Here is a 23,376-nt window from a genome sequence, read left to right as displayed (position 1 = left end):
GTTTGTATTACCTTGAATAGTTTGGTGATTCTTTAGTAATGGTTACATCGTGCGGATGACTTTCGTTAATTCCACTTGCAGTAATTTTAACAAACTGTCCTGTTTCTTTTAGCGTTTCAATATCTTTAGCACCACAGTAACCCATACCTGCGCGTAAACCACCGATAAATTGGTGAATACTTTCATAAAGATCTCCTTTGTAAGGCACACGACCAACAATACCTTCTGGTACTAATTTTTTAATATCGTCTTCTACATCTTGGAAATAACGGTCTTTACTACCTTCTTTCATAGCCTCAACAGAACCCATACCACGGTAAGATTTAAACTTACGCCCTTCGTATATAATAGTTTCTCCAGGAGATTCTTTTGTTCCTGCTAAAAGTGAGCCTAACATAACCGTATCTGCTCCTGCTGCAATAGCTTTTGGGATATCGCCTGTATAACGAATACCTCCATCGGCAATTACCGGTACTCCGCTGCCTTTAATAGCTGCTGCTACTTCTAGAACTGCAGAAAACTGAGGAAAACCTACACCTGCTACAACACGTGTTGTACAAATAGATCCTGGTCCAATACCAACTTTTACAGCATCGGCTCCGGCTTCTACTAAATATTTAGCAGCTGCACCAGTTGCAATATTACCTACAATAACATCTAGATCTGGAAATTTTTCTTTTATAGTTTTTAATACTGAAACCACACCTTTTGTATGCCCGTGCGCAGTATCTATAACTACAGCATCGACTCCAGCATTAACTAATGCTTCGGCACGTTCTACAGCATCAGCTGTAACACCTAAGGCAGCAGCAACACGCAAACGACCATATTGATCTTTGTTTGCATTTGGTTTCTGACTTAATTTTGTAATATCTCTAAAGGTTATTAATCCCGATAATTTAAAATTATCGTCTACAATTAATAACTTTTCAATTTTATGTTCTTGAAGTATAAGTTCGGCATCTTTTAAAGAGGTTCCTACAGATGCTGTTACTAAATTCTCACTTGTCATGACTTCACTAATAGCGCGCTTACCATTGTGCTCGAAACGTAAATCTCGATTAGTTACAATACCTTTTAAAGTACCATCTTCTGCAACAATTGGTATACCGCCAATACTGTACTCTGCCATGTATTTTTTAGCATCGCTAACTATAGCAGTTACTGGCAAGGTTACCGGATCGATAATCATACCGCTTTCTGCACGTTTTACACGACGCACCTTTAAGGCTTGTGCCTCTATAGACATGTTTTTGTGTAATACACCAATACCACCTTCTTGTGCCATGGCAATTGCCATTTTACTTTCGGTAACGGTATCCATTGCAGCCGAAATAATAGGGACGTTAATGGTGATGTTACGTGTAAATTTTGTTTGAATACTAACTTCTCTAGGGAGTACTTCGGAGAACGCTGGAACTAAAAGGACATCGTCGTAAGTTAACCCTTCTCCTACTATTTTATTTTCGTGTGCAGTCATGTTGCAATTACTGTTATAATTGCGTGCAAATCTAAGCATTTTTTTTGGTTTAAATTAGCTTTATTAAGATGAAATCCTTAATAAAGCCAATTCTTAACGTTTAGCTCATATAGTACACGATTTATTCAAAAAAAGGGGATATTATCTTCTGCGTCTTCCACCTCCATAACCACCTCTACCACTTGGACCATCTGGTCTTACATTCATATTCTGACCTGCAATTCTACCAAATTTATAAGAGAACGTTAACATAAAATACTGCTCTAAAATTTTGTTTTCTATATCTTGAATATAGGTTTCGGTAACCGAACGTCTGTATCCATTATTCTTGCCTAAAATATCGTATCCTACAAGGGTTAATGTACCTTTATTGTTCCAAAGTTGCACACCCAAACCAGCATTCCAAAATACAGCATCGCCATCAAAAGCATCTCCTACTCTACTATTATATTGGTATGCTATTTTATTAGAGAAAAAAGCATTTTTGAAGAAAAAGATAGAGGTGTCTAATTTTAAATTCTGAACAAAATATTCGTTATCATTAAAAGCATCCGTATCATACAAAGTTTCATTTACAGAATAGCTATAATTAATTCCGAAATCGAATCTATTATTATAAGAATACTTAAAACCTACAGAAGGCTTATAAACAGTATTTTTTCCAGAAAATTTTACTCCATTCTGAATAGAAATATTGTTATCGTATGATGCCGCAAACTTAGCACTCATATTAATATTTGTATTTTGACTGAAATACGATTTAGAAATAGAAGCATTACCACTAAGCGAATAATCGCCGTTGATATTATCATAGGTAGTGTACTTAATTAAATCGGCATCTGTAATGGTCGAGTTAATAATTTTATCTTCTACAAACTCTGCTTTTGTTTCTGCATTAATAGTAATATTATTAAAGGCAATATTGTTTTGATATCGGAATCTTAAATTATGACTTAAACCTGGTTCTAAATCTGGATTTCCGGTGTAAATATGTGTTTGATTACTTACATTAGCAACCGGTTGTAATTGTGTTGATGATGGCAAATCTACATTTTGATTATAATCTAACGAGATATTTTTATAGCCTTTATCATCACGATAACGAATTCTACTTGAATAGGTTATATAATCGAATTCTGCATTAAAATTTCTTTCAGTAATTAAATCATCGGTATATTTTCTAAAAGTATTTGTATACGCCCCTTCTACTTCAAACCTAAAATCTTTGTACTCGTATCTAAATCTTAATGCAGGTTTTAAGGTGGTAGTTACATATTTACTATCAAAACTTTGTTGCTCATTAAAATCGGTGTAATCATTATCAATTTCATTAAAATCGAAAACGTTTTTCTCATTTTTATTATGGTAAATGGTAGCACTATATTTTGGTATAATTCTGAAATTAGTAAATAGCTCCTTAAACCAATACCCATTAAAATTAATGTTTGAGGTTGAATTATCTGTGCTTCTAACCTGATCTTGAATTTCTGTTGTATTTCTTTGGTACAATATATTCTCTGAGTAATTTTTAGAATCACTCTCTGAGTTATCAAAATTGGTGCTTAATTTAAGATTGAAAAAATCGCGTCCTTTTCCTGTTCTTACAATAGCACCTATGGTATTATCGATGCTATTACTAATAGAAGTCGATTCACTATTAGCATTATAATCACTAATATCTTCGCCATCGTCAGATTTTGATTCTGTAGCAGAATCGGAAAAAGAATCGCTAGTATCTCTATTAAAATTAAGCTCGTTAGATAGCTGTATTTTATTGTTAGATGATTTATTTTTTGATGGAATAATAAATTTTAAATCCAAATCCCCACTATGGTTATCACTATCTGTAGTACTATTACTTGCCGTTTCGGTGGTGTAATTTAAGTCTGGTAAAAAGTTATCTCTAAAACTAAAACTACTATTATCTACATTATTCGCGCTGTATTTATAATTTGCGTTTACACGAGTTTCGTTCCATTTTCCTTTGGAGTAATTGGCTCCTACAAAATCAGATTCTACATAACCAGTGCTCGATTTGGCATCGGGCAAGGCCGTAAAACCACGGCGCATATTTATATTATTGGTTCCGGAAATAAACCCAATTTGTTTACCATCTATCATTTGGAATAAATTGGCATTGGCCTGATACTTATCATCGCTCCCTACTCCTCCATTTAAATCACCAAAAAAAGCTGTATTCTTACCTTTTTTAATTTTAATGTTAATCTCCTTGGTTCCCGAGTCGGACTCTTCACCTGTAAACTTTTGTAAATTTGTTTTATAATCGGTAACCTGAACTTTACTAATTACGTTACTTGGTAAATTTTTAAGAGCAATATCTCCCATTTTTTCACCAAAAAACTCCATACCATCTACATTAATAGCTTCTACAGCCACACCGTTTACAGTAATATTTCCGTCTATATCAAACTCTACGCCTGGCAGTTTTTTTAGTAAATCTTCTGCACGATCATTAGCCAACGTTTTAAAACTATCGGCATTATATTCAATAGTATCTTTTTTAATAACAATTGGTGGTGCCTTACCTATAATAGAAACTACATTTAATTGTTCTATTTGATCAGATAAGGTAACAGTACCCATATCAAATTTATTTTCCGTAGGCACATCAATATCTTTAGAATACGGTTGGTAGCCTAAATAAGCAACATTAAATAAAAGCTTTGTTTCTTCTTCCGCATTAATATTTATGGAAAACTGTCCGGTTTTATTAGTAATACCATAAGCCATGGTAATACTATCTTTAAGGCTTTGTACATAAACTGTTGCGCCCTCTAAGGTAATGGCGTCTGGATCTTTTACTTGACCTTCTAAAGTAAAACGTTGAGCAAATAGCGAGGTACTACAAGCTAAAAAAAGTAATAGAAATGAATGTTTCAAACTGATTGGTTTATTAGTGTGAAACTTAGACTTACCCTATATTCGAAGGTTTAGTCCTCAAATTATAAAAAAATGTTAAAATTTAATCTGTAATGTGGTATACCAATTTCTTGGTGATGAAGGAATAATTCCGGGTCCTGGATAACCCGTAGCTCTACGCGTAAAGTATGCGTTATCTAAAACATTATTAATGCCTGTTTCTAGTTTGAAATTTTTATAGCTATAAGAAAGCGATACATCTAAAATATCGTACTCAGGAATTTCACCTACAACACCGCTTTCACTAGCCTCTATAGAGTTTGTAGCATCGGTAAATTGGCTTCCTAAATAGCTATATTGAATATTAGCCAATAGGTTTTTATAACCACCGTTAAGTCCCATTTTTAAATTTAAATCAGGAACAAACTCTACTTTATTTCCTTTAACACCAGCTTTTTCAGAAGCTGTATATTCCGAATTAATAACCGATGTATTTATAAAATAATTAAGCTTAATATTATTATTTAAGTTGAAAATTTTCTTCAAATTAAAATCGAATAAAGATTCTACACCATACATTACAGCATCTCCAATATTACCACGTTCATTTTTAATACTTCCATCGGTATCTACAATGGTTACAAAACCGATTCTTTTTTTATAGAACAGTCCAAAAACACCCAAATCGTAAGACACCATATTATTGAAATTTCCACGAATACCTAAATCGGTTGTAAACCCTTCTTCGTCAGTAATATCTGGACTAATTAAAAACGCAGGATTATCAATATTTATATCCGAAAATGTCACCGAACGGTAGTTTTGAGAAACATTTCCATAAGCTTCAAAGTTTGTGTTAGGCTTATAACTAAGCCCCAAGCCTAATAAAATAAACGAACGCTCGAAGTTTTGGTTATCTTCAACCGTTTCTTCAAAAATAACATTCCCAGCAGCATCGGTATTTATGTTTTTATAAAATCCTTCACTTTGTGTTTTAATATATTCGAATCTAAAACCTGGTGTTACCGAGAACTCATCTGATACATAGAAAATATTTTCACCAAAAACAGAAACATTTAAGTTAGGTAAATCGAATTGAGATTGGTTTGGATAATTAGGGTATTCGTCGTTGGTAAAATCAAAATCTGGACCAATACCATCACTAGCCGGACCTTGTTCTTGATAGTTATCGGCTTTATAAAATTTAGAACCAATTAAAAACGTAGCATCTTTATTAAACGCTTTATATTTGGTAAGCAAACGCGACTCAAAACCAAAGTTTTTAAAATCACCTTTAATTAAATCGCGTTCTTGGTTAGAATCTACTTGACTCACACGGTTGGTTCTAAAACCTAAAGCATCACGAGAAGCATTCAATCCAAAAAAGTTAAATGTAAAATTTGTTTTATCAGAAAATTTATGATCTAATTTTAAATTATAAAGTATCCAATCTACCTGAAACCAGTTTCTAGCACGGTTACTTTGGTACGGATCTTCATTAAACATCGCATCGGTTAATCCACCAGCTTGTTGGGCTAAATAACGCATATAGGTTACCTCGCCTGTTAACTTTGTTTTTTTGTTAAATTGATACCCTAAATTTGCGAATACGTTTTTAGATTCAAACTCCGAATTTGGACGAAATCCATCTCCTTTCTTATAGTTGAAATAACTGTAATAACTCCATTTGTTTTTGGTACCGCTAACACTTGTAAAATTGGTATACAACCCATAACTCCCTAAAGTATTTCTAGTAATCACTTCTAGAGGTTTATTAGGGTTTGGTTCTTTCATTTTAAAATTAATTAAACCTCCAAACTGCGTTCCATATTGTAATGAAGCCGCACCTCGAATCACCTGAATTTCTGACAAACCCTCCGAAGCCGGTGTGTAATAACTTTCTGGATATCCTAAAACATCAGCACTAATATCGTAACCATTTTGTCTAGTATTAAAGTTAGCTGTACGGTTTGGGTCTAAACCACGACCACCAATGTTTAATTGCAATCCGGCGTCGTCATTTTGATAAATATTTAAACCTGCTACTTGACTATAAATTTGTCTTGCATTGTTAGATGCTAAATTCGCCATAGACTGCTCTACCAATACCACTTCCGTTTTTTTACCGGCATAAATAGCAGTTCCCTCAACATCATTTAAACGTTTTAATTCGAAAATGCGTTGCTTACGTGCTGTAATTTCAACTTCAGATAAATTCTGAGTTAAATCTTTTAAAGTAATATTTAAGGTTGAAGCGTTTTCGGTTTCAATAGTAACTTCTTCCACAGCATATTCAAAAGAGAAAAACACTAAAGTTAATTCTTTTTTAGACGTTTCAAATTTAAAAAACCCCGAATTATCAGTAGTTGCAAGAACTCCCGATGTTTTATCGTAAACTTTTACATCGGCCACTGGTGTATTTGTTTTTGAAAAAGTAACCGTTCCTGAAACGTTATGCTGTGCAAAACCGAACGCACTAATTAAAAATGCGAGTATAATTTTAAAGTCCTTTAATGTCATCCTTAAATGGTAAAATCCAATGCTTTGGTTTAAATGATTCTTTTTCCGCATACAAATCTACGGTTTTATTGATATATGGAGCGCTTAATCTGCCATTTAATGCCACATAGCTTTCAACAAAAACCTGAACATTTTTGTGTCCTTGCTCCGTAAAGTGATCGCCTAAATAATGTGCGTATTCCAAAATAAAATCAGGTTGAAAACTCATTTGTTTTTCCTGAAAAGGGGTTAAAAAATCTTTATTATTCACGTAAAAAAATCGTCCTGTATCGGCATCGACAATCTTAAACGTTGCGATACCCATTTTTTCCATAAGCATAACGCGCCATGAAAAACGATACCCTTCTTCCGTCCAAAACAACTCGTTTGGGTATAATAAATAACGAAACGGAAATACCAATTGAATACTAAAAAACAGCACAAATAATGGAATAATGAGCGATTTAGCTTTAAGTTGAAACTGGGAATAAACATTTAATTTGCTTGCTTGCAATGACGGCTTCCGCAGAGATAACGCATTTAATAGGCGTTTTAAAAGCCTTATAATATTCTGATGAAAACTAGCATCAAAAAATATTAAAGTTGAAACAATCATAATAAATGGAAACATACCAATAGGAAATAAAACCCGAGTAAACACATGAAAAACAACCACTAAAATAAAGGCAAACCAGCGTGTTTTTTTGTACAATAATAAAAACGGAATAAACAAATCGTATAGCATACCGCTCCAGCTCATCGCGAAATGAAACCAATTTTGCTGCATAAGGTTTTCGCCAATAAACGGTAAATCGTATTTTGAAGGCAACCAAATTTTTAAAGGCATCGCTTTAAATAACCAATCGCTATTAAGCTTCGCCAAACCTGCATAAAAATAAACAATACCTAATAGAAGTTTTATGCTATCAATAGTCCACTTAGGGATGTTTTGATATGTTTTTCTTCGGAATATATTATCTACAGAAAAATGCACATTGGCAGGTAAAAAAATCATTATAAAACTCAATAAAGTAATAAAGTAGTAATGATTTAAATAGGTGGTTTTATCCATTAATTCAATGTAAGTAAAACTTAAAAAGAATGTAATAATGGCTATCCTATATTTAAAACCCAAAGCCACAAAAATGGCTGCGATACCGCAAATTGCAAACAATACATAGGTATAAACGCCTAGTGGTTTTATAAATTCAAATCCGAAATACGTAAAGTGAAACTTGGGTTGTATATACAGTAAATCGATCCAGTCGTTATACCAAAATCGCACAATACTTAAACACATCATGATACCAAAGAAAACACGAAACACAGCCAATGGGGCTGCGCTTGTAGTTTTATTTAAATATGTGCTTATACTCAGTTTCATTAAAAAGTTTTTCTATTCAATTTAGTGATACGCAAAAAAGGTTGCCTTTTTATTAGACAACCTTTTTAGTAATATTTATATGTTTTTAATCGCCATCGGCATCAACATAATCGACGCTCACATTGAAAGCCTGTAGCATATCTACTTTTAATGATACTACTACTAATTGTAAAGCATCATAAGCTTCTGTCATTTTAACATTATCGCTATTTACTTGTGAGTAAAAATTATCATCTAAAAGATTAATTTTTGCTCTTGCTGCATCTATTCTTGTATTTAATAAAGTACTTAAATCGGTACGTTCCAATTCAGTTAAATAGGTTTTAAAACTTTCGCCAGTAGCACTAGAATTATAATAAGTACCGTTTAATGTATTTTGAAAAGCTGTTAAAGCTTCTAAAGCTAATGTTTTTGAAACTTCTTGATTATAGAAAGCTTCTACCTTTTCTGGTAAAGGATCTGTTGAAAAAACACCTCCTGGAATTCCAAACTTATTCGCTCTTAAACTTTTTTCGAAGTAAAAGATATAATCGTTTACAAACTTATTTAAAGAACTCGTTACTGTATTGGAAGTCGAGCTAACAAAAGTTGCACGGTAATTAGAAGTCCAATCTGTTAAAACAGTTTCGGTTAAGCTTTCCATTTGGTTTACTAAATCTGATAAATAAGCTTTATACTTATCATCTTCATACTTAGTTAAAATAGCAGCATCACTGTCTGCAACACCGTAAAGCATATAATCTACAGCAGGGAAACCAACGGCATCGTTATTATTAACGTGCGTTAAATCGGCATTTCCAGCAGAAATATTCGCTTCAACATCTGTTGTAGAAACCGGATAGATATTCATTTGAAAACTATAGGTTAACTCTTCAGCTTTACCAATATTGAACATTTCAACATGTTGCCAAACTTTATAAGCTTCTAACCAAGATGCTCTTAAGTTATCTAAATTAGTTTGATTTGCATCAGCTACGAAAGCATCTTTATCTGCTGTTAAAGTTTCTAATTTAGCCGATAAATCTTGATATGCAGGAATAATGATATTATCTGCCAAATTGGTTAATAAGGCGCCTCTGTCAAAATTATCGGGACTTACCGATGGACTATCATCTGATGATGATGAACTACATGCCACTATAAATGTTAAGGCTATTACTGCTAAAAAAATCTTTTTAATCATACTACACATTGTTTTAATTCTAAAAGGGCTTCTAAAAACTAAAGTTCTTAGTTAGAGGCTTCTTCTGTTGTGAAACCAAATTTAGCCGAAATCTCATCTGAAATTTCATCTAAAGTATTAGTCGTAACATCCCAGAAACCATTACCTTCCATAAGTTCTGCTAAATAAGCATCTACTTCTGTTTTTGTTAAATAAGGTGATGTTGAATTTGGTTGTCTTGTAAATTGAAGGCTGTAAATAAATCCGTAAGCTTCAGATAAACCATGGAATGCTGATGCATTATCCACACCTAAATTATTTTTTCCTGATTGTAAATAGTATACCGCTCTAACTGCTGGTATTACTGAAATATTTTCTTTAATAATTTCTGCTTGTGCATCACGAATTGCATACTCATTCGCAACAATTGCAGCACGACCTAACTTAAAAGCATTGTAAATTTTAGAAGCTATACCTGCAAAATCTTCGTCTGCTTCAACGCGGTCTAAATATTCACTTAAAAACTGATCTACATCTAATACAGGATTAGCAGCATCTGCTTCGCTACCGTATAAATATCCAAAAGCTTCATCCCATTTATGTTCCATAGAAGTGTATGTTTTACCTTCTTCTAAAACCACATTGTTATTGTCTTCAACATTTGTACCTGCATCTAAAACTGCTGGGCTTAAGTAGTTATTAAGGATTTGATCGATCATTAACCCACCAATTAAACCTTTAGCAAAAGCTTGGTTGTATTCTAATCCCTTTTCGTTTAAGTAACGAGTTGTACCACCACCAGCTTGTTGTAAAGCGCCTGCCTCTCCAGCTGCTGCTGTAAAGCTCCAGTTTGGAAAAACATCATTTACTTGCGATGCAATCCATCCGTCAAAATCAGCTTTAATTTCGTTAGCTTCTGTAGTGTTTGCTGAGAAAAAATCTGTTGAAGCTGCTACTTTACTACGCACACTTTTATCTGATGCGTTTAAATCTGCATCACTAAAATCACTTGCTCCTTCTACGTGAGCAAACATAGCATCTAAAGTCGCTTCTGTATTTGTTTCAACTTTTAATCCAGAAACTAATTCTTCTGCCATTAAAATTCTTGTGGTTTGTCCGCTATAACTTACCGACGAATTTCCATCTCTTAAAAAGGTATATGTTGTTGGTGCTTCTACTTGAGAGCTTCCACCTCCATCGTCGTCACTTGAACAAGATTGAAATAATGCCGATGCTACAAAAAGACTGAATACTATTTTTTTCATTATAAGTTATTATTTTATTTAGACTTATTACAAATAATTTTTAATTTGAAGTTGCAAATATAAAACACATAATAACTTCAACAAAGTTTATTTAGAACAAATTAAAATAAAGAAATAATTAATTTTTAATAAACCTTCATTAACTCATATAAATAAAGACTTAACAAAGATTATAGTAAATGAAATAAAAACCAATTAATTATAATATGAGTTATAGCAGACCATAATAACAGCCTATTTTAAAATACTATTATTAAGATTTAACTCACTATTTACAAACTGAAAACTAGAATTAATGATAAACTTTGAAGATTTTTGAAGCTTCATTATAAGCACTTTCAAAACTAAGCGCATTTAAATCATTATTCTTTTGTGAAGTAAAATACGATAGTAATTTTTCGGTTGGCATATTTCCTGTTAATTCATCTTTTGCCATTGGGCAACCACCAAAACCTTGTATAGCACCATCAAATCGGTAACATCCTGCTTTGTAGGCCGCATCGACCTTTTCAAACCAACTTGTTGGCGTGGTATGTAAATGTGCACCAAACTCAATTTCTGGATATTTAGGAATTAAATTTGAAAACAAGTAATTAATGCTTTCTGGATCTGATGTGCCAACAGTATCGCTTAAAGAAAGTATTTTAACACCCATATTGGCTAATTTCTCTGTCCACTCGCCTACTATATCTACATTCCAAGGATCACCATACGGATTTCCAAACCCCATAGAAATATAGACTACAACTTCCTTACTAGCTTTATCTGCATGCTCTAAAATTTCAGAAAGTGTTACCACAGATTCTGCTATGGTTTTGTGAGTATTACGCATTTGGAAATTTTCTGAAATCGAAAACGGGTATCCTAAATAATCTATAACATCTTCCTGACAAGCATCTATAGCGCCACGAGTATTAGCAATAATGGCTAATAATTTACTAGTAGTTTTACTTAAATCTAACTGCTCTAAAACCTGTGACGTATCGACCATTTGTGGAATAGCTTTGGGAGATACAAAACTTCCCACATCAATAGTATCGAAACCTACCCGCAAAAGCGACTGAATGTATTGCACCTTTTTTTCCGTTGGAATAAAAGCCTTAATACCTTGCATAGCATCTCGAGGGCACTCAATAATTTTTACGGGTTTTTGCATAAACAGTTAAAAATATAGTTGTTAAAAATACTATTATTTTCTGAAAAAAGAATGGATAAAACTATTGATTTAAATTAACTCATTGTCAACGAGCTACAACCAATTTTATGGAAGTATTAAAAAGCACATTATATCTCAAACGCTACTATTTGGCACCTAGGAGGCCTTTCATGAATATAGTACTGGAATTTCAAAACTTTTTAAACCCCAATAAAACCTATTGTTTTCATTTTTAAACCATTACAATGAAAAAATAAAGTTAAAATTTAACACTTTTAAACCCAAAAACCAATCACTTAGTACGCTAAACGAGTATAATATCAACTACAACGTTTTTTTTCTTACAAATACGAATTTTGAAATACATTTGATCAAATGTTTGCCCCCAAAATGAATATTTTCTTTAAAAAAACAACTTTACTATTTCTCTTCATTGTTACATTTTTTGTTAGCATAGATAGCTATGGACAAAGCGAAGTGGTACAAGAGTGCCAAACGGTAAGCTCTCCAGAAACTTTAAATTATTTTAAAACTCATAAAGCTGAATTAGCTACCTTTAAACAGAGCATGCTACAACAACGTTCTGCTAAGGTTAAGGGAGATATTACGGTAGCCCAAGATATCCAAATAAAAGTGCACGCGATTAGATATTCTAATGGTTCTGGTGGTTTACATGCATACGATTTAGAAAAGGCTTTTAGAAACTTAAACAATATGTTTGACGCTGCTGATGTAAACTTTATACTTTATGAAGGTATAGATTATATTGACGATAGTGAATTAATGCAATTTGAAAAAGGAGATGAAAAAACCTTACTAGAAAGTCATTACACACCCGGTATTTTAAATGTTTATTTTGCTGAGTATTTATATAATACATCAAAATCTTCCATTTGTGGTTACAGTGATAATGCAGATAACAGAGATATTATAGTCGTAAAAAACAGCTGTTCTATTAACGATTCTACTTTAGCTCACGAAATTGGACATATTTTATCTTTAGTACACACACATGGTATTAGCAACACGCAATTAACTACGGAGTTGGTTGATGGTAGCAACTGCGACACCGATGGAGATGGTATATGCGATACACCTGCCGATCCCGGATTATCTAGCGATAACGTAGATAATTTTTGCAACTACACCGGTAATGCTACCGATGCCAATGGAGATACTTTTAATCCAGACACTAGCAACATGATGTCGTATTCTTTAAAAGCATGTAGAACTTACTTTTCTACAGAGCAAATAATACGCATGTATGCTTATTTTACTTTAGAAAAAAACAGATTTACACAACCCGGAATTATTCCTGAAATTGCGACAGAAGAAGAAGCTGAAATAGCAACTTTAAATGCTGTTAAACTTTATCCTAATCCTGTGCAAAATGGTAACATTTACTTGTCTTCTACTTCGATAGATACACCAATAACTTTCAGGGTAATAAATCTACAAGGACAAGCCTTGATAGAAGGTTATGTTGAAAATAATGAAATTAATGTAAATAGATTATCTGCTGGAACTTATATTTTACAACTACAAAACGGAAACGCGACAGTATCTAGAAAGTTTATTAAATAATTAAAACTTAGCTAATATTGCTTTATTAATTTGTTTCACCAAACTTGGACCTTCGTAAATAAACCCGGTATAAATTTGAACTAGATCGGCTCCCGCATCAATTTTCTCTAAAGCATCTTTAGCAGAATGTACACCACCTACTCCAATAATAGGAAAGGCTTTATTACTCTTTTCAGATAAATATTTAATAACAGCCGTACTTTTCTCCTTTACAGGTTGTCCGCTCAAACCACCATTACCAATACTTTCCAAACGCTCTTGCGAAGCTTTTAAACCACTTCTATCCATAGACGTGTTACTAGCAATAACACCATCTAAATTCGTATCTTTTACCAATTCAATAATTTCGTCTAACTGCGCATTGTTTAAATCTGGTGCAATTTTTAAAACTATAGGTTTTTGCTTTGTAAACGTACGATTGGCTTTTTGAACTGCTCCAATTAATTCTTCTAAATAATCTTTATCATTCAACTTAGCATGCGATCCTACATTTGGGCAACTTACATTAAGTACAAAATAGTCCACATAAGGATGCAAGGCGTTAAAACATTCTAAATAATCCTTTGTATAATCTTCGGGTTTTGTTTGGGTGTTTTTACCAATATTTCCACCAATAATAAGTTTTCCCTTATTCTTTTTAAGTTGAACAATAGCAGCTTGTAAGCCTTCATTATTAAACCCCATTCGGTTAATAATACCTTGATCATGTTTTAAACGAAACAAACGTTTTTTAGGATTTCCCTCTTGCGCTTTCGGAGTTACAGTACCTATTTCAATAAAACCAAATCCAAAGTTTGCCAATTCATTATATAGCACGGCATTTTTATCAAAACCTGCAGCTAATCCCACTGGGTTTTTAAAAGTTAACCCCAATACATTTCGCTCTAATTTAGGGTTATCTATAACATATAAACTTCTATATATAGACTTAAAACCAGGGATTTTAGAAGTTAATTTTACTAATGAAAATGTAAAATGGTGAATTTTTTCGGGATCGAAAGAAAAAAATATCGGGCGCAGTAATTGTTTGTACATCAGGATTATTTGTGCAAAAATAGGTTTAATTAAAAAATTGAACAATTCTAACGCCTGAAAATTTAAATATTTGAATCTTGTATCCTAATTATTTGAATGAAAACATTCGCGAATTCATGGTTAAAAATCGTATTTTTGAAGTATTAAAATCAAGAACATTTTTTCCCTCAAATACATTAAAATTTTTCTAAAATGATTTCAAAAGAACATATCATAAAACGCTTTGTAGGTTACGTAACTGTCGATACCGAATCTGATCCAGAATCTCAAACTACACCAAGTACAAAAAAACAGTGGGATTTGGCTAACAAACTTGCCGAAGAACTTAAACAAATTGGTTTAGAAGATGTTAGCATCGACGAAAATGCATACATCATGGCTACATTGCCTAGCAACGTAGATCACAATGTACCAACTATTGGGTTTATTTCTCATTTTGATACGTCGCCAGATTTTACAGGAAAAAACGTAAAACCTCAAATTATCGAAAATTACGATGGAAAAGATATTGTTTTAAATGAAGCTGAAAACATTATTCTATCTCCAGATTATTTTGAAGATTTATTGCAATATAAAGGACAAACGATAATTACCACAGATGGCACAACACTTTTAGGCGCCGATGATAAAGCTGGAATTTGCGAAATTGTTTCTGCTATGGAGTACTTAGTGCAACACCCAGAAATTAAACATGGAAAAATTCGAGTTGGATTTACTCCAGATGAAGAAATAGGACGAGGTGCTCATAAATTTGATGTTGAAAAATTTGGAGCAGAATGGGCCTACACCATGGACGGAAGCCAGATTGGTGAACTAGAATACGAAAACTTTAATGCCGCTGGAGCTGTTGTAAAAATTAAAGGAAAAATTGTGCATCCCGGCTATGCTAAAGGTAAAATGATAAACTCCATGTACATTGCTACCGAGTTTATTAATTCTCTACCACGGATGGAAACACCAGAGCACACCACAGATTATCAAGGTTTTTTCCATTTACATAACATGGAAGGTGATGTTGAAGAAACCACTCTAAAATACATTATTCGCGATCACGATCGTGGCCATTTTGAAGCAAGAAAAGAAGTAATGCTAAAACTTACTGCTGAACTTAATTCGCAATACGGAAACGAGGTGATTACTACAGAAATTAAGGATCAGTATTTTAACATGCGTGAAAAAATTGAACCTGTAATGCATATTGTTGATATTGCAGAAAAAGCGATGAAAACTCTAGATATTGAACCATTAATTAAAGCTATTCGCGGCGGAACAGATGGATCGCAATTAAGCTATATGGGCTTACCTTGCCCTAATATATTTGCCGGTGGACATAACTTTCACGGTCGTTACGAATATGTACCTGTAGAAAGCATTATAAAAGCTACTGAAGTAATTTGTAAAATAGCAGAATTAACAGCAGAAGAAGCTCAAAACTAAAAACTTAAATACATATACTTATTTATACAAATAGCGCTAAAACCTTCAGGTTCTAGCGCTATTTTAGTTTATAAAAAAAGAGTTACTACTCCAAAAGATATAATAAATATATGCTACAGCAAGCCGCGTGCTTTAATTTCTAAATATTTATTTATTGTATCAATGGTTAAGTTTTCTGGTGTTGTTAAAATAGAATAAATACCGTATTTCTTTAATTCATTTACAATAAGTCGCTTTTCAAAAGCAAATTTTTCCGCAATTACCTTATCATACGCCTGTTGCACCGTTTCTGCGTTCTCATCAATTATACTATCTAGTTCTGTGTTTTTAAAGAAAATCACGACTAATAAATGACTTTTAGCAATTCCTTTTAAATAAGGTAATTGGCGATGCAAACCATCTAAGGTTTCAAAATTAGTATATAATAAAACAAGACTTCTTTGCGTAATATTACGTTTTACATCGGCATATAATCGACCAAAATCACTTTCGTAATAATCGGTGTTCACATTATAAAGCGCCTCTAAAATTAAATTCATTTGAGATGTTCTGCGCTCCGCAACGACTCTATTTTCTACTTTTTTAGAAAATGAAAAAATACCGGCTTTATCTTGTTTCTTTAAAGCCACATTAGATATTACCAAAGCCGCATTTATAGCATAATCTAGTAAAGTTAAGCCATCAAAAGGCATTTTCATAACACGTCCTTTATCAATTACAGAATATATAGGCTGAGATTTTTCATCTTGAAACTGATTTACCATTAACTGGTTTTTCTTGGCAGTAGCCTTCCAATTTATAGTGCGTAAATCATCACCTAAAACATAATCTTTAATCTGCTCAAATTCCATGGTGTGCCCTAACTTCCTTACTTTTTTAACTCCATACTGCAATAAATTATTACTTATGGCAAGCAAATTATATTTACGCAATTGAATAAAACTTGGGTACGTAGCAATCATTTGGTCATCATCAAACCAAAAGCGTCTTGCAATTAATCCAAAAACCGATGTGGCATAAATATTAAGTTTTCCGAATTGATACTCTCCACGCTCAGTTGGGCGCAGCTTATATTCTAATTCCGTTAAGCTAGAGGCATCTAACTTTCTATCTATTTTAAAACCCCGTACTTGGAACTGCAAAGGAATTTCATCAATAATTTGAATAAAAACAGGAAATGTATAGAAGTTTTCAATAGAAATACCAATAGCATTTTGATCTCCATTTGAGAATTTTTCGGGTAAATTTCGAGTTCCCTTTATTCCCTTTTTTGCTGCAAACAATAAAATAGCATCTAAAATGGTTAAAACAAATAGGCATAACAACAGTAGCTTCACCAAATTAAAAAGCCTAGGGAACACAAAACTTAACACAAACAAGACAATTACGGCCAAGCATGTGTAAAAAAATCTATTTTGTATATAAAATGGTTTAAGACGTTTCAATTTTTTGATTATTGGTTACTACTTGTTGTTGGTTACTAGATATTAATTATTTTTTTATTGAATACTTAGTACTTAAATCCTTACCTCGGAATCTCTACGGCTTCTATAATTTGCTTAATTATTTGTTTTGAAGTCACCCCTTCCATTTCGCGCTCTGGTGTTACAATAACACGATGTTGCAGTACTGGAATGGCTGCTTGCTTAATATCTTCAGGCGTTACAAAATCTCTACCGTTCATGGCTGCAAAGGCTTTACTTGCTTTTAATATTGCAATCGACGCACGTGGCGAAGCGCCTAAATATAAAAACGGATTACTACGCGTATTTACAATAATATCTGCTATATATTTTACTAAGTGGGCTTCGATAAGGATTTGACTTACTAAAACCTGAAATTTAGAAATATCTGCTTTACTTAAATGCGTCGTAATTTTATCGGTTTTGGCACCTCCTTGCAACGCTTGTTCTCTGTTTATAATTTCTATCTCTTCTTCTAAATTTGGATAATCTACATCTATTTTAAACAAAAAACGGTCTAGTTGGGCTTCTGGTAAACGGTAAGTTCCTTCTTGTTCCACCGGGTTTTGTGTTGCTAAAACAATAAAAGGTAAATCCATAACAAACTTATTACCATCGATGGTAATTTGGCGCTCTTCCATAACTTCAAACAAAGCTGCCTGTGTTTTTGCTGGGGCACGATTTATTTCATCAATAAGAATCATATTTGAAAAAATAGGGCCTTTTTTGAATTCAAATTCAGAAGATTTCATATCGAAAACAGAGGTTCCTAAAATATCGCTTGGCATTAAATCTGGTGTAAATTGAATACGGCTAAAACCAACATCTAATGATTTTGCCAGTAACTTAGCCGAAATTGTTTTTGCCACTCCGGGCACACCCTCTATTAATGAATGCCCGTTTGCCAAAATAGAAGCTATTAGCATATCTATCATCCCTTTTTGGCCAACAATTACTTTTCCTATTTCATTTTTTATGAGTGCGATACCGTTTTGAAGCTCACTTAAATCTATTCGACTTTTAAAATCTAAATTAGATTCTTCTGTGGCCTCTTTTCCCGAAAGGGTGTTTTCAAAACTTTGTTGTTCTGCTCCTAAATCTAAATTATCGTTATTTGGCGTGTTGTTTTCGTCCATAATTATTTATTATAAAAAGCTTCAATAGCTTTGTTTAATCTTAACAAATCGGCTTCTTCCAAATGGCGTTTGGCCTTTAATTGTAAAATTAAATTAATTAATCGTTTTATAGTATCTTCTTTTTTGTTCGATTTAAGACTCAAGTTTTTAATAAATCTTTCATCTAAAATCTGTGTGTCCAAAAAATATTCACGTCTTAAATATTCTAAAAAATAAGTGATTTTTTTATCAATAATAGTATCGTGCTCCTTAGTTTCGTAATACAAATTACCAATGGTTTTAGTGAATGCCACGGTTGTATTCTCATTCGGTTTTATAATTTTTACAATACGTTGCCTACGCTTTGCATTAAAAATCATAAAACAAACTAAAGCGAACAAAGCCAAATACCAAGCCCAGCGTAAGGCCGGAGTTTTTAGAATAAACCTTAAAGGTGAACTCCCCAAATCACTACCAATTTTATTAACCGAATCGAAATGTATGGTATCATTAGCGATATAAGATAGCGCTGCCTCGGCATATTTTTTATTGTTTTTTTTAAGTAAATGATAATTGGTAAAAACAACTGGTTGAAGGTGTAAATAGAAATTTCCTGCACCATATTCTACCTTTACATAATTAATATGCCTTATAGAATCGAATTTTTGGTAACCTAAAACTGTTGTTGATGCAGAATCTAACTCGGTAAAATAGTAATTACCCAATCCTTTTTCAATAGTGATAGAATCTTTTTTAAACCCAGAATTAGCAAAACTTAAAAGCGCTTTTCCTTTAAAACTGTAATCGTTTTTGATATCAACACCTAGTGAATCTTGAATGTTTTTAGATGGAAAATTAGAAGATATAAAAACATCATTCCCATGTGCCGCAAAATCTAATAATTCTTGAGCAGAAACATCATCTAAACCAGAAAAATTATTAACGGCCATATACGTACCGCTGGTGTTATAAATACTATCATCAAAATTGTAAAGCGCATCAAAATACTCGTAAGGTGTGGCGTGTATAGTTTTTATATGGCTTTCAGGAAACAGATTGTTTAGCTGCTCATAAAAAATAAAAGTACCATACGGAATTTTATCTGTTTCATTAAACGTTCTATTCCAGTTTATAGGTTGCTCCCTAGAGAATTCGATAGCTATTGCTCCTGCAAATAAAAACACGAGCAAAGCAATATATATTTTTATGGTTTTATTCATGCTTCTATCGATTTTATAAATTGAATAAAAGCATTTTTGGCCTTAGTAAACTCCTGCTCATTAACGTCAAACTCACCGTACCAAATGTAATTGTATAGGTATGATGTATATGAAAAGTTTTCTTTTAAATCTATAGAAGTAATCTCGTTTTGATAGTCGCTATTGGTTTTTTCAACATCATATTCAATAATTTCAGATGTAGTTAACCCCTTTAAAAGCCACAAATAGTAATAACGGATTGCTAACCTATAATTCTGTTCTGCTTCCGCGGAAGCGATAAGTGTTTTAAAATCTACAGCATGAATATTGGCTTCGATATCGCTAACAGGTATAATACTTTTATCAGATCCTTTCCCGAAAACCCACTTGCCTTCGCTATTCATCACAGCTTTAAAAATAAAGAAAATGACTAATAGAATAATGATTACTGCTCCTAGTTTAATTGCTATATCTGTAAATACAGAAGCCTCCTTTTCCCCTTTCATTTGGAAAAAATCCTTAAAGAGTTCATTCAACCATTCCTTAAATCGCGTCCACCAACCCGAGCTTTCCACGGTTCTATCGTAAACAAAATCTTCGCTAGTATAAATGGTTTTTAAGTTTTCAAAAAATCGCTTCTTACCATTAGTGGTATCAATCTGCAAACTATCATGCTCTACCAAAACAATCTCTAAAGTTGTAATGCTTTTAGCAGAAATAGTTTCAGTAGAAAAAATTAATCCGAAAATTAAAAAAACGATATGTAGAAATTGCTTTTTATTCACCCAAACCTATTTGATCGATAACACTCTTGGTATTAATATTTTCTTTTTCTTCCTTTAAACTATAAAATACAACACCTTGATTGAGTTGAACAATGTTACCCAAAATAGCACTTCCCAAAAAGCTTAAAAAGAAAACTACGAGCATTACAACCGTCATGGTAGAGCTAATATCTTCGTTAGAAGGTCCGTCTTGCACTGTAGCAAACATGCTTGCCATACCAAAAAAGTAAGGTATAATTGAAATTATATTTTGTATAATATAAATAATTAAGTAAAATAAACCCACGCTCCCAACTGCTGCCCAAAATTTAGATTTAAGCAAATCCCAAGAATACACAAAACACTCCCAAATTCCTTTTTTATTTTCTAAATACTCCATTAAAGCCATGCCATAAAAAAGCATAAAAGCACCAACTAAAAGCGGAAGCGCCATAATACCAACAATAGTAACGGTTAAAATCATTGCACCAATAAAAAAGACGATAAGCATAGGTATAGCGATAGCCAAACAACAAAGTATAAATATGGCTAATTTACCTACGCTTTCCTTGTAGCTTTTTAAAATATGGCGAGTTTCAAAATTGGCACCTCCATTATAATTATATATTTTCAAATAAATAAATGGAAAGGCGTAAGATACAATTCCGGCTACCATAGCAACAATTAAAAATACAACTAGCATAGCCAAGAAAAGCACAAAATTATCGTTCATATACTCATCTAAAAGTGTTGTACTCTTACTGTTTAAAATATCACCAAAAACTAAATCGGTATAAAATGTTGTGAAGAAATACCCTAAAACTGCCAATACCAATAAAAAGATACCGTTAACAATAAAATATTCTCTAAAAAAGTGTTTTCCGTTTAGTTTGATAAACGCGAACGTATCTTGAAAAAACTCACTAAAACCCCTTGATTTATATAATTCCATATGTTTTTTTAAGTTTTTTATTTACCATGAAGGGATAAACTAAATAGTAAAATGAAATAACGCCCAGTGTTACTAAAATAATACCAACCGATAACCAATTAGGCATTATATTAGAATATCGCGTTACAAAACCTTCTAAAAAGCCAGCTGAAATAGTAAAAGGAAATGTGCTAATTAATATTTTAACACCATCTTTCATACCTCTCTTAAAGCTTGTAACTCTAGAATATGTTTTAGGAAACAAAATACTCGCTCCTAAAATTAACCCTGCCGCACCTTCGATAACAATGGCGAAAATTTCCATAGCGCCATGAATCCATATACCACGAACACTCTCCCAAAGCACGCCATGTTTTTGGAACATAAATTGAAATGCGCCAAGCATGATACCATTTTGCAACAAAACATAACCTGTTCCAAGTCCGCCGAAAACTCCAAATATAAAAGACTTAATACCCACGTATAGATTATTGAGTGTAATACCAATAAAACTCCCCCAATTACTACCACTTTTATAAACTGCCACAGGATCGCCTTTTTCGATATTTTCGAGTGTCATGTTAACATAATGATCGCCTAAAATAAGACGCACAAAAGAATCGTCGAAAGCAGCAGATAAAACTCCAATAGCTACAAAAGTTAAAAAAATGGCAAAGGCATAAAGTACATATCGCCTACTTTGATAAACAATTAAAGGCACTTCTACTTTCCAAAATTGCACAAATCTATTGCTATCTTCCCGCTTAGTTTTATAAATTTTCTGAAAAGCTTTGGCCGCTAAGTTGTTTAAATAAAGAATTGTTTTACTTTTGGGATAATAGGTTTGAGCGTAAGATAAATCGTTTACCAAATGAATATAAAGAGAAGCCAATTCATCTGGATTTTTTAAAGTTTTTCCAAAAATAGCTTTTTCAAAATCTAGCCATTTTTCTTTATTTTGTTTAATAAATGCTACTTCTCTCATGTGTAACCAAATTAAAACAATTCATGGTAGAGTTACAAATAAATACTACACAAAATGTTAATATAAATTTTACAGCAGCAAGTGTTGGGGAGCGCATTTTAGCATATGGTATAGATTGGATTATAAAAATAGCCTACATTATTGTTGTATACCAACTGCTTTTTAACCTTTTTAATATCCCTGCCTTAATTGCAGACATGGACAATTGGTCCAAAGGCGCCATATACGTCACCTGTTATTTTCCTGTTATTTTTTACACCCTAATTTTGGAAACCCTTATGGACGGACAAACCTTAGGTAAACGCATTTTAAAAATAAAAGTGGTAAAAATAGATGGTTACCAAGCCACACTAGCCGATTTTTTAATACGCTGGCTTTTCCGTATTGTAGATTTAAATATGCTAAGCGGTGTAGTTGCCTTAATCGCCATTATTACAAGTAGTAAAAACCAAAGATTGGGCGATATTACTGCGGGAACATCGGTAATTACATTAAAAAATAATGTAAATATTAGTCATACCATATTAGAAAATTTACGAGAAAATTATAAACCTACCTATCCGAATGTGATAAAATTATCGGATAATGATGCCAGAATTATAAAAGAAACATTTACCACCGCAAAAGCATCACGAGATTATCCTACCTTAATAAAACTGCGTGAAAAGCTTATACAAGTTGTTGACATCAAAGAAGTAAAACAAAAAACGGATATGGAATTTATTGACGTTATTATGAAAGATTACAACTATTATACCCAAAATATGTAAGCGTTTTGGTTTTAATTTTGTAGTGATATTTTACAGTGTTATTACAACATAAAATCGAGCTCATGAAACTTAAAAACCATCCAAAAAAGCTTTATTTTTGCAACTAATGAGAGGTGTTGTTTAAAACATTAATTACAAGGGTAAATTAACCCATATCGCTATGCTCAACTTATTAAAAAAAAGATTTTCCATATATAAGTTATTAGAAGCTTTAAGAGAATCTCGAGTTAAAAATATCAGATAAAAAAAACCCGTTTTACAACCGCA

At 32.7% G+C, this 23,376-nt stretch carries 17 protein-coding genes; 3 read left to right on the top strand and 14 right to left on the bottom strand.

Annotation, left to right across the window (positions count from 1 at the left end):
- Positions 1 to 7: 7 nt before the first annotated feature.
- The 7 genes from guaB to ACJJV4_RS17755 all read right to left on the bottom strand — a co-directional run bounded on the left by guaB (position 8) and on the right by ACJJV4_RS17755 (position 11,826).
- A complete protein-coding gene (guaB, locus tag ACJJV4_RS17785) occupies positions 8 to 1,480 on the bottom strand; it encodes an IMP dehydrogenase (RefSeq protein WP_405297065.1) in 1,473 nt (490 codons plus the stop codon).
- A 141-nt stretch (positions 1,481 to 1,621) separates the two neighbouring features.
- A complete protein-coding gene (locus ACJJV4_RS17780) occupies positions 1,622 to 4,381 on the bottom strand; it encodes an outer membrane beta-barrel protein (protein WP_405296742.1) in 2,760 nt (919 codons plus the stop codon).
- A 75-nt stretch (positions 4,382 to 4,456) separates the two neighbouring features.
- A complete protein-coding gene (locus ACJJV4_RS17775) occupies positions 4,457 to 6,880 on the bottom strand; it encodes a TonB-dependent receptor domain-containing protein (protein WP_405296741.1) in 2,424 nt (807 codons plus the stop codon).
- Positions 6,861 to 8,243 carry an HTTM domain-containing protein gene (locus ACJJV4_RS17770; RefSeq protein ID WP_405296740.1) on the bottom strand — a complete coding sequence of 461 codons (1,383 nt, stop codon included), beginning with the start codon at positions 8,241 to 8,243 and terminating at the stop codon, positions 6,861 to 6,863. The genes ACJJV4_RS17775 and ACJJV4_RS17770 overlap by 20 nt, the downstream gene beginning before the upstream one ends.
- A gap of 85 nt (positions 8,244 to 8,328) precedes the next feature.
- Positions 8,329 to 9,426, bottom strand: coding sequence for an imelysin family protein (locus ACJJV4_RS17765; RefSeq protein WP_405296739.1), 1,098 nt, complete (start codon positions 9,424 to 9,426; stop codon positions 8,329 to 8,331).
- 47 nt (positions 9,427 to 9,473) lie between these two features.
- A complete protein-coding gene (locus tag ACJJV4_RS17760) occupies positions 9,474 to 10,670 on the bottom strand; it encodes a DUF4856 domain-containing protein (protein WP_405296738.1) in 1,197 nt (398 codons plus the stop codon).
- Positions 10,671 to 10,962: 292 nt separating this feature from the next.
- Positions 10,963 to 11,826, bottom strand: coding sequence for a hydroxymethylglutaryl-CoA lyase (locus ACJJV4_RS17755; protein ID WP_405296737.1), 864 nt, complete (start codon positions 11,824 to 11,826; stop codon positions 10,963 to 10,965).
- 390 nt (positions 11,827 to 12,216) lie between these two features.
- Here ACJJV4_RS17755 and ACJJV4_RS17750 point away from each other — a divergent pair, with 390 nt between their 5' ends.
- Complete coding sequence (locus tag ACJJV4_RS17750; protein WP_405296736.1) at positions 12,217 to 13,410, top strand: zinc-dependent metalloprotease; 1,194 nt, start codon at positions 12,217 to 12,219, stop codon at positions 13,408 to 13,410.
- Here ACJJV4_RS17750 and ACJJV4_RS17745 read toward each other — a convergent pair whose 3' ends face one another.
- Entirely contained in the window at positions 13,411 to 14,445 is a 1,035-nt protein-coding gene (locus ACJJV4_RS17745; RefSeq protein WP_405296735.1) for a quinone-dependent dihydroorotate dehydrogenase, read from the bottom strand.
- A 192-nt stretch (positions 14,446 to 14,637) separates the two neighbouring features.
- On the opposite strand from ACJJV4_RS17745, the gene pepT reads away from it, so the two are divergent.
- Complete coding sequence (gene pepT, locus ACJJV4_RS17740; protein WP_405296734.1) at positions 14,638 to 15,882, top strand: peptidase T; 1,245 nt, start codon at positions 14,638 to 14,640, stop codon at positions 15,880 to 15,882.
- Between the two features lie 113 nt (positions 15,883 to 15,995).
- Here pepT and ACJJV4_RS17735 read toward each other — a convergent pair whose 3' ends face one another.
- The 6 genes from ACJJV4_RS17735 to ACJJV4_RS17710 all read right to left on the bottom strand — a co-directional run bounded on the left by ACJJV4_RS17735 (position 15,996) and on the right by ACJJV4_RS17710 (position 22,339).
- Complete coding sequence (locus tag ACJJV4_RS17735) at positions 15,996 to 17,327, bottom strand: DUF58 domain-containing protein (protein ID WP_405296733.1); 1,332 nt, start codon at positions 17,325 to 17,327, stop codon at positions 15,996 to 15,998.
- An 80-nt stretch (positions 17,328 to 17,407) separates the two neighbouring features.
- Positions 17,408 to 18,481: an AAA family ATPase gene (locus ACJJV4_RS17730; RefSeq protein WP_405296732.1), complete on the bottom strand. Its 1,074-nt coding sequence runs from the start codon at positions 18,479 to 18,481 to the stop codon at positions 17,408 to 17,410.
- 2 nt (positions 18,482 to 18,483) lie between these two features.
- Positions 18,484 to 19,680, bottom strand: a complete 1,197-nt coding sequence (locus ACJJV4_RS17725) for a DUF4350 domain-containing protein (RefSeq protein ID WP_405296731.1) — start codon at positions 19,678 to 19,680, stop codon at positions 18,484 to 18,486.
- Positions 19,677 to 20,444: a DUF4129 domain-containing protein gene (locus ACJJV4_RS17720; RefSeq protein ID WP_405296730.1), complete on the bottom strand. Its 768-nt coding sequence runs from the start codon at positions 20,442 to 20,444 to the stop codon at positions 19,677 to 19,679. The genes ACJJV4_RS17725 and ACJJV4_RS17720 overlap by 4 nt, the downstream gene beginning before the upstream one ends.
- A complete protein-coding gene (locus ACJJV4_RS17715) occupies positions 20,437 to 21,375 on the bottom strand; it encodes a hypothetical protein (RefSeq protein ID WP_405296729.1) in 939 nt (312 codons plus the stop codon). The genes ACJJV4_RS17720 and ACJJV4_RS17715 overlap by 8 nt, the downstream gene beginning before the upstream one ends.
- The gene (locus tag ACJJV4_RS17710) at positions 21,362 to 22,339 is read right to left on the bottom strand and encodes a stage II sporulation protein M (protein WP_405296728.1); all 978 of its coding nucleotides are present in this window, start codon (positions 22,337 to 22,339) and stop codon (positions 21,362 to 21,364) included. Before ACJJV4_RS17710 ends, ACJJV4_RS17715 begins: the two co-directional genes overlap by 14 nt.
- 23 nt (positions 22,340 to 22,362) lie before the next feature.
- On the opposite strand from ACJJV4_RS17710, the gene ACJJV4_RS17705 reads away from it, so the two are divergent.
- Complete coding sequence (locus tag ACJJV4_RS17705; RefSeq protein ID WP_405296727.1) at positions 22,363 to 23,109, top strand: RDD family protein; 747 nt, start codon at positions 22,363 to 22,365, stop codon at positions 23,107 to 23,109.
- The last annotated feature ends 267 nt before the right edge of the window (positions 23,110 to 23,376 follow it).

This window comes from Algibacter sp. Ld11, from assembly GCF_045066735.1.
In the GTDB taxonomy this organism is placed as follows: Bacteria; Bacteroidota; Bacteroidia; order Flavobacteriales; family Flavobacteriaceae; genus Algibacter.
Note: the sequence above shows the minus strand (reverse complement) of the source record. Positions and strands in the feature narration are given on the sequence as shown.

Bases quoted from the DNA above. Each gene is read 5' to 3' on its own strand.
- guaB (WP_405297065.1), bottom strand. From the start codon at position 1,480: ATGACTGCACACGAAAATAAAATAGTAGGAGAAGGGTTAACTTACGAC.
- ACJJV4_RS17715 (WP_405296729.1), bottom strand. From the start codon at position 21,375: ATGGAATTATATAAATCAAGGGGTTTTAGTGAGTTTTTTCAAGATACG.
- ACJJV4_RS17725 (WP_405296731.1), bottom strand. From the start codon at position 19,680: ATGAATAAAACCATAAAAATATATATTGCTTTGCTCGTGTTTTTATTT.
- ACJJV4_RS17770 (WP_405296740.1), bottom strand. From the start codon at position 8,243: ATGAAACTGAGTATAAGCACATATTTAAATAAAACTACAAGCGCAGCC.
- ACJJV4_RS17730 (WP_405296732.1), bottom strand. From the start codon at position 18,481: ATGGACGAAAACAACACGCCAAATAACGATAATTTAGATTTAGGAGCA.
- ACJJV4_RS17775 (WP_405296741.1), bottom strand. From the start codon at position 6,880: ATGACATTAAAGGACTTTAAAATTATACTCGCATTTTTAATTAGTGCG.
- ACJJV4_RS17705 (WP_405296727.1), top strand. From the start codon at position 22,363: ATGGTAGAGTTACAAATAAATACTACACAAAATGTTAATATAAATTTT.
- ACJJV4_RS17745 (WP_405296735.1), bottom strand. From the start codon at position 14,445: ATGTACAAACAATTACTGCGCCCGATATTTTTTTCTTTCGATCCCGAA.
- ACJJV4_RS17755 (WP_405296737.1), bottom strand. From the start codon at position 11,826: ATGCAAAAACCCGTAAAAATTATTGAGTGCCCTCGAGATGCTATGCAA.
- pepT (WP_405296734.1), top strand. From the start codon at position 14,638: ATGATTTCAAAAGAACATATCATAAAACGCTTTGTAGGTTACGTAACT.
- ACJJV4_RS17760 (WP_405296738.1), bottom strand. From the start codon at position 10,670: ATGAAAAAAATAGTATTCAGTCTTTTTGTAGCATCGGCATTATTTCAA.
- ACJJV4_RS17750 (WP_405296736.1), top strand. From the start codon at position 12,217: ATGAATATTTTCTTTAAAAAAACAACTTTACTATTTCTCTTCATTGTT.
- ACJJV4_RS17765 (WP_405296739.1), bottom strand. From the start codon at position 9,426: ATGATTAAAAAGATTTTTTTAGCAGTAATAGCCTTAACATTTATAGTG.
- ACJJV4_RS17710 (WP_405296728.1), bottom strand. From the start codon at position 22,339: ATGAGAGAAGTAGCATTTATTAAACAAAATAAAGAAAAATGGCTAGAT.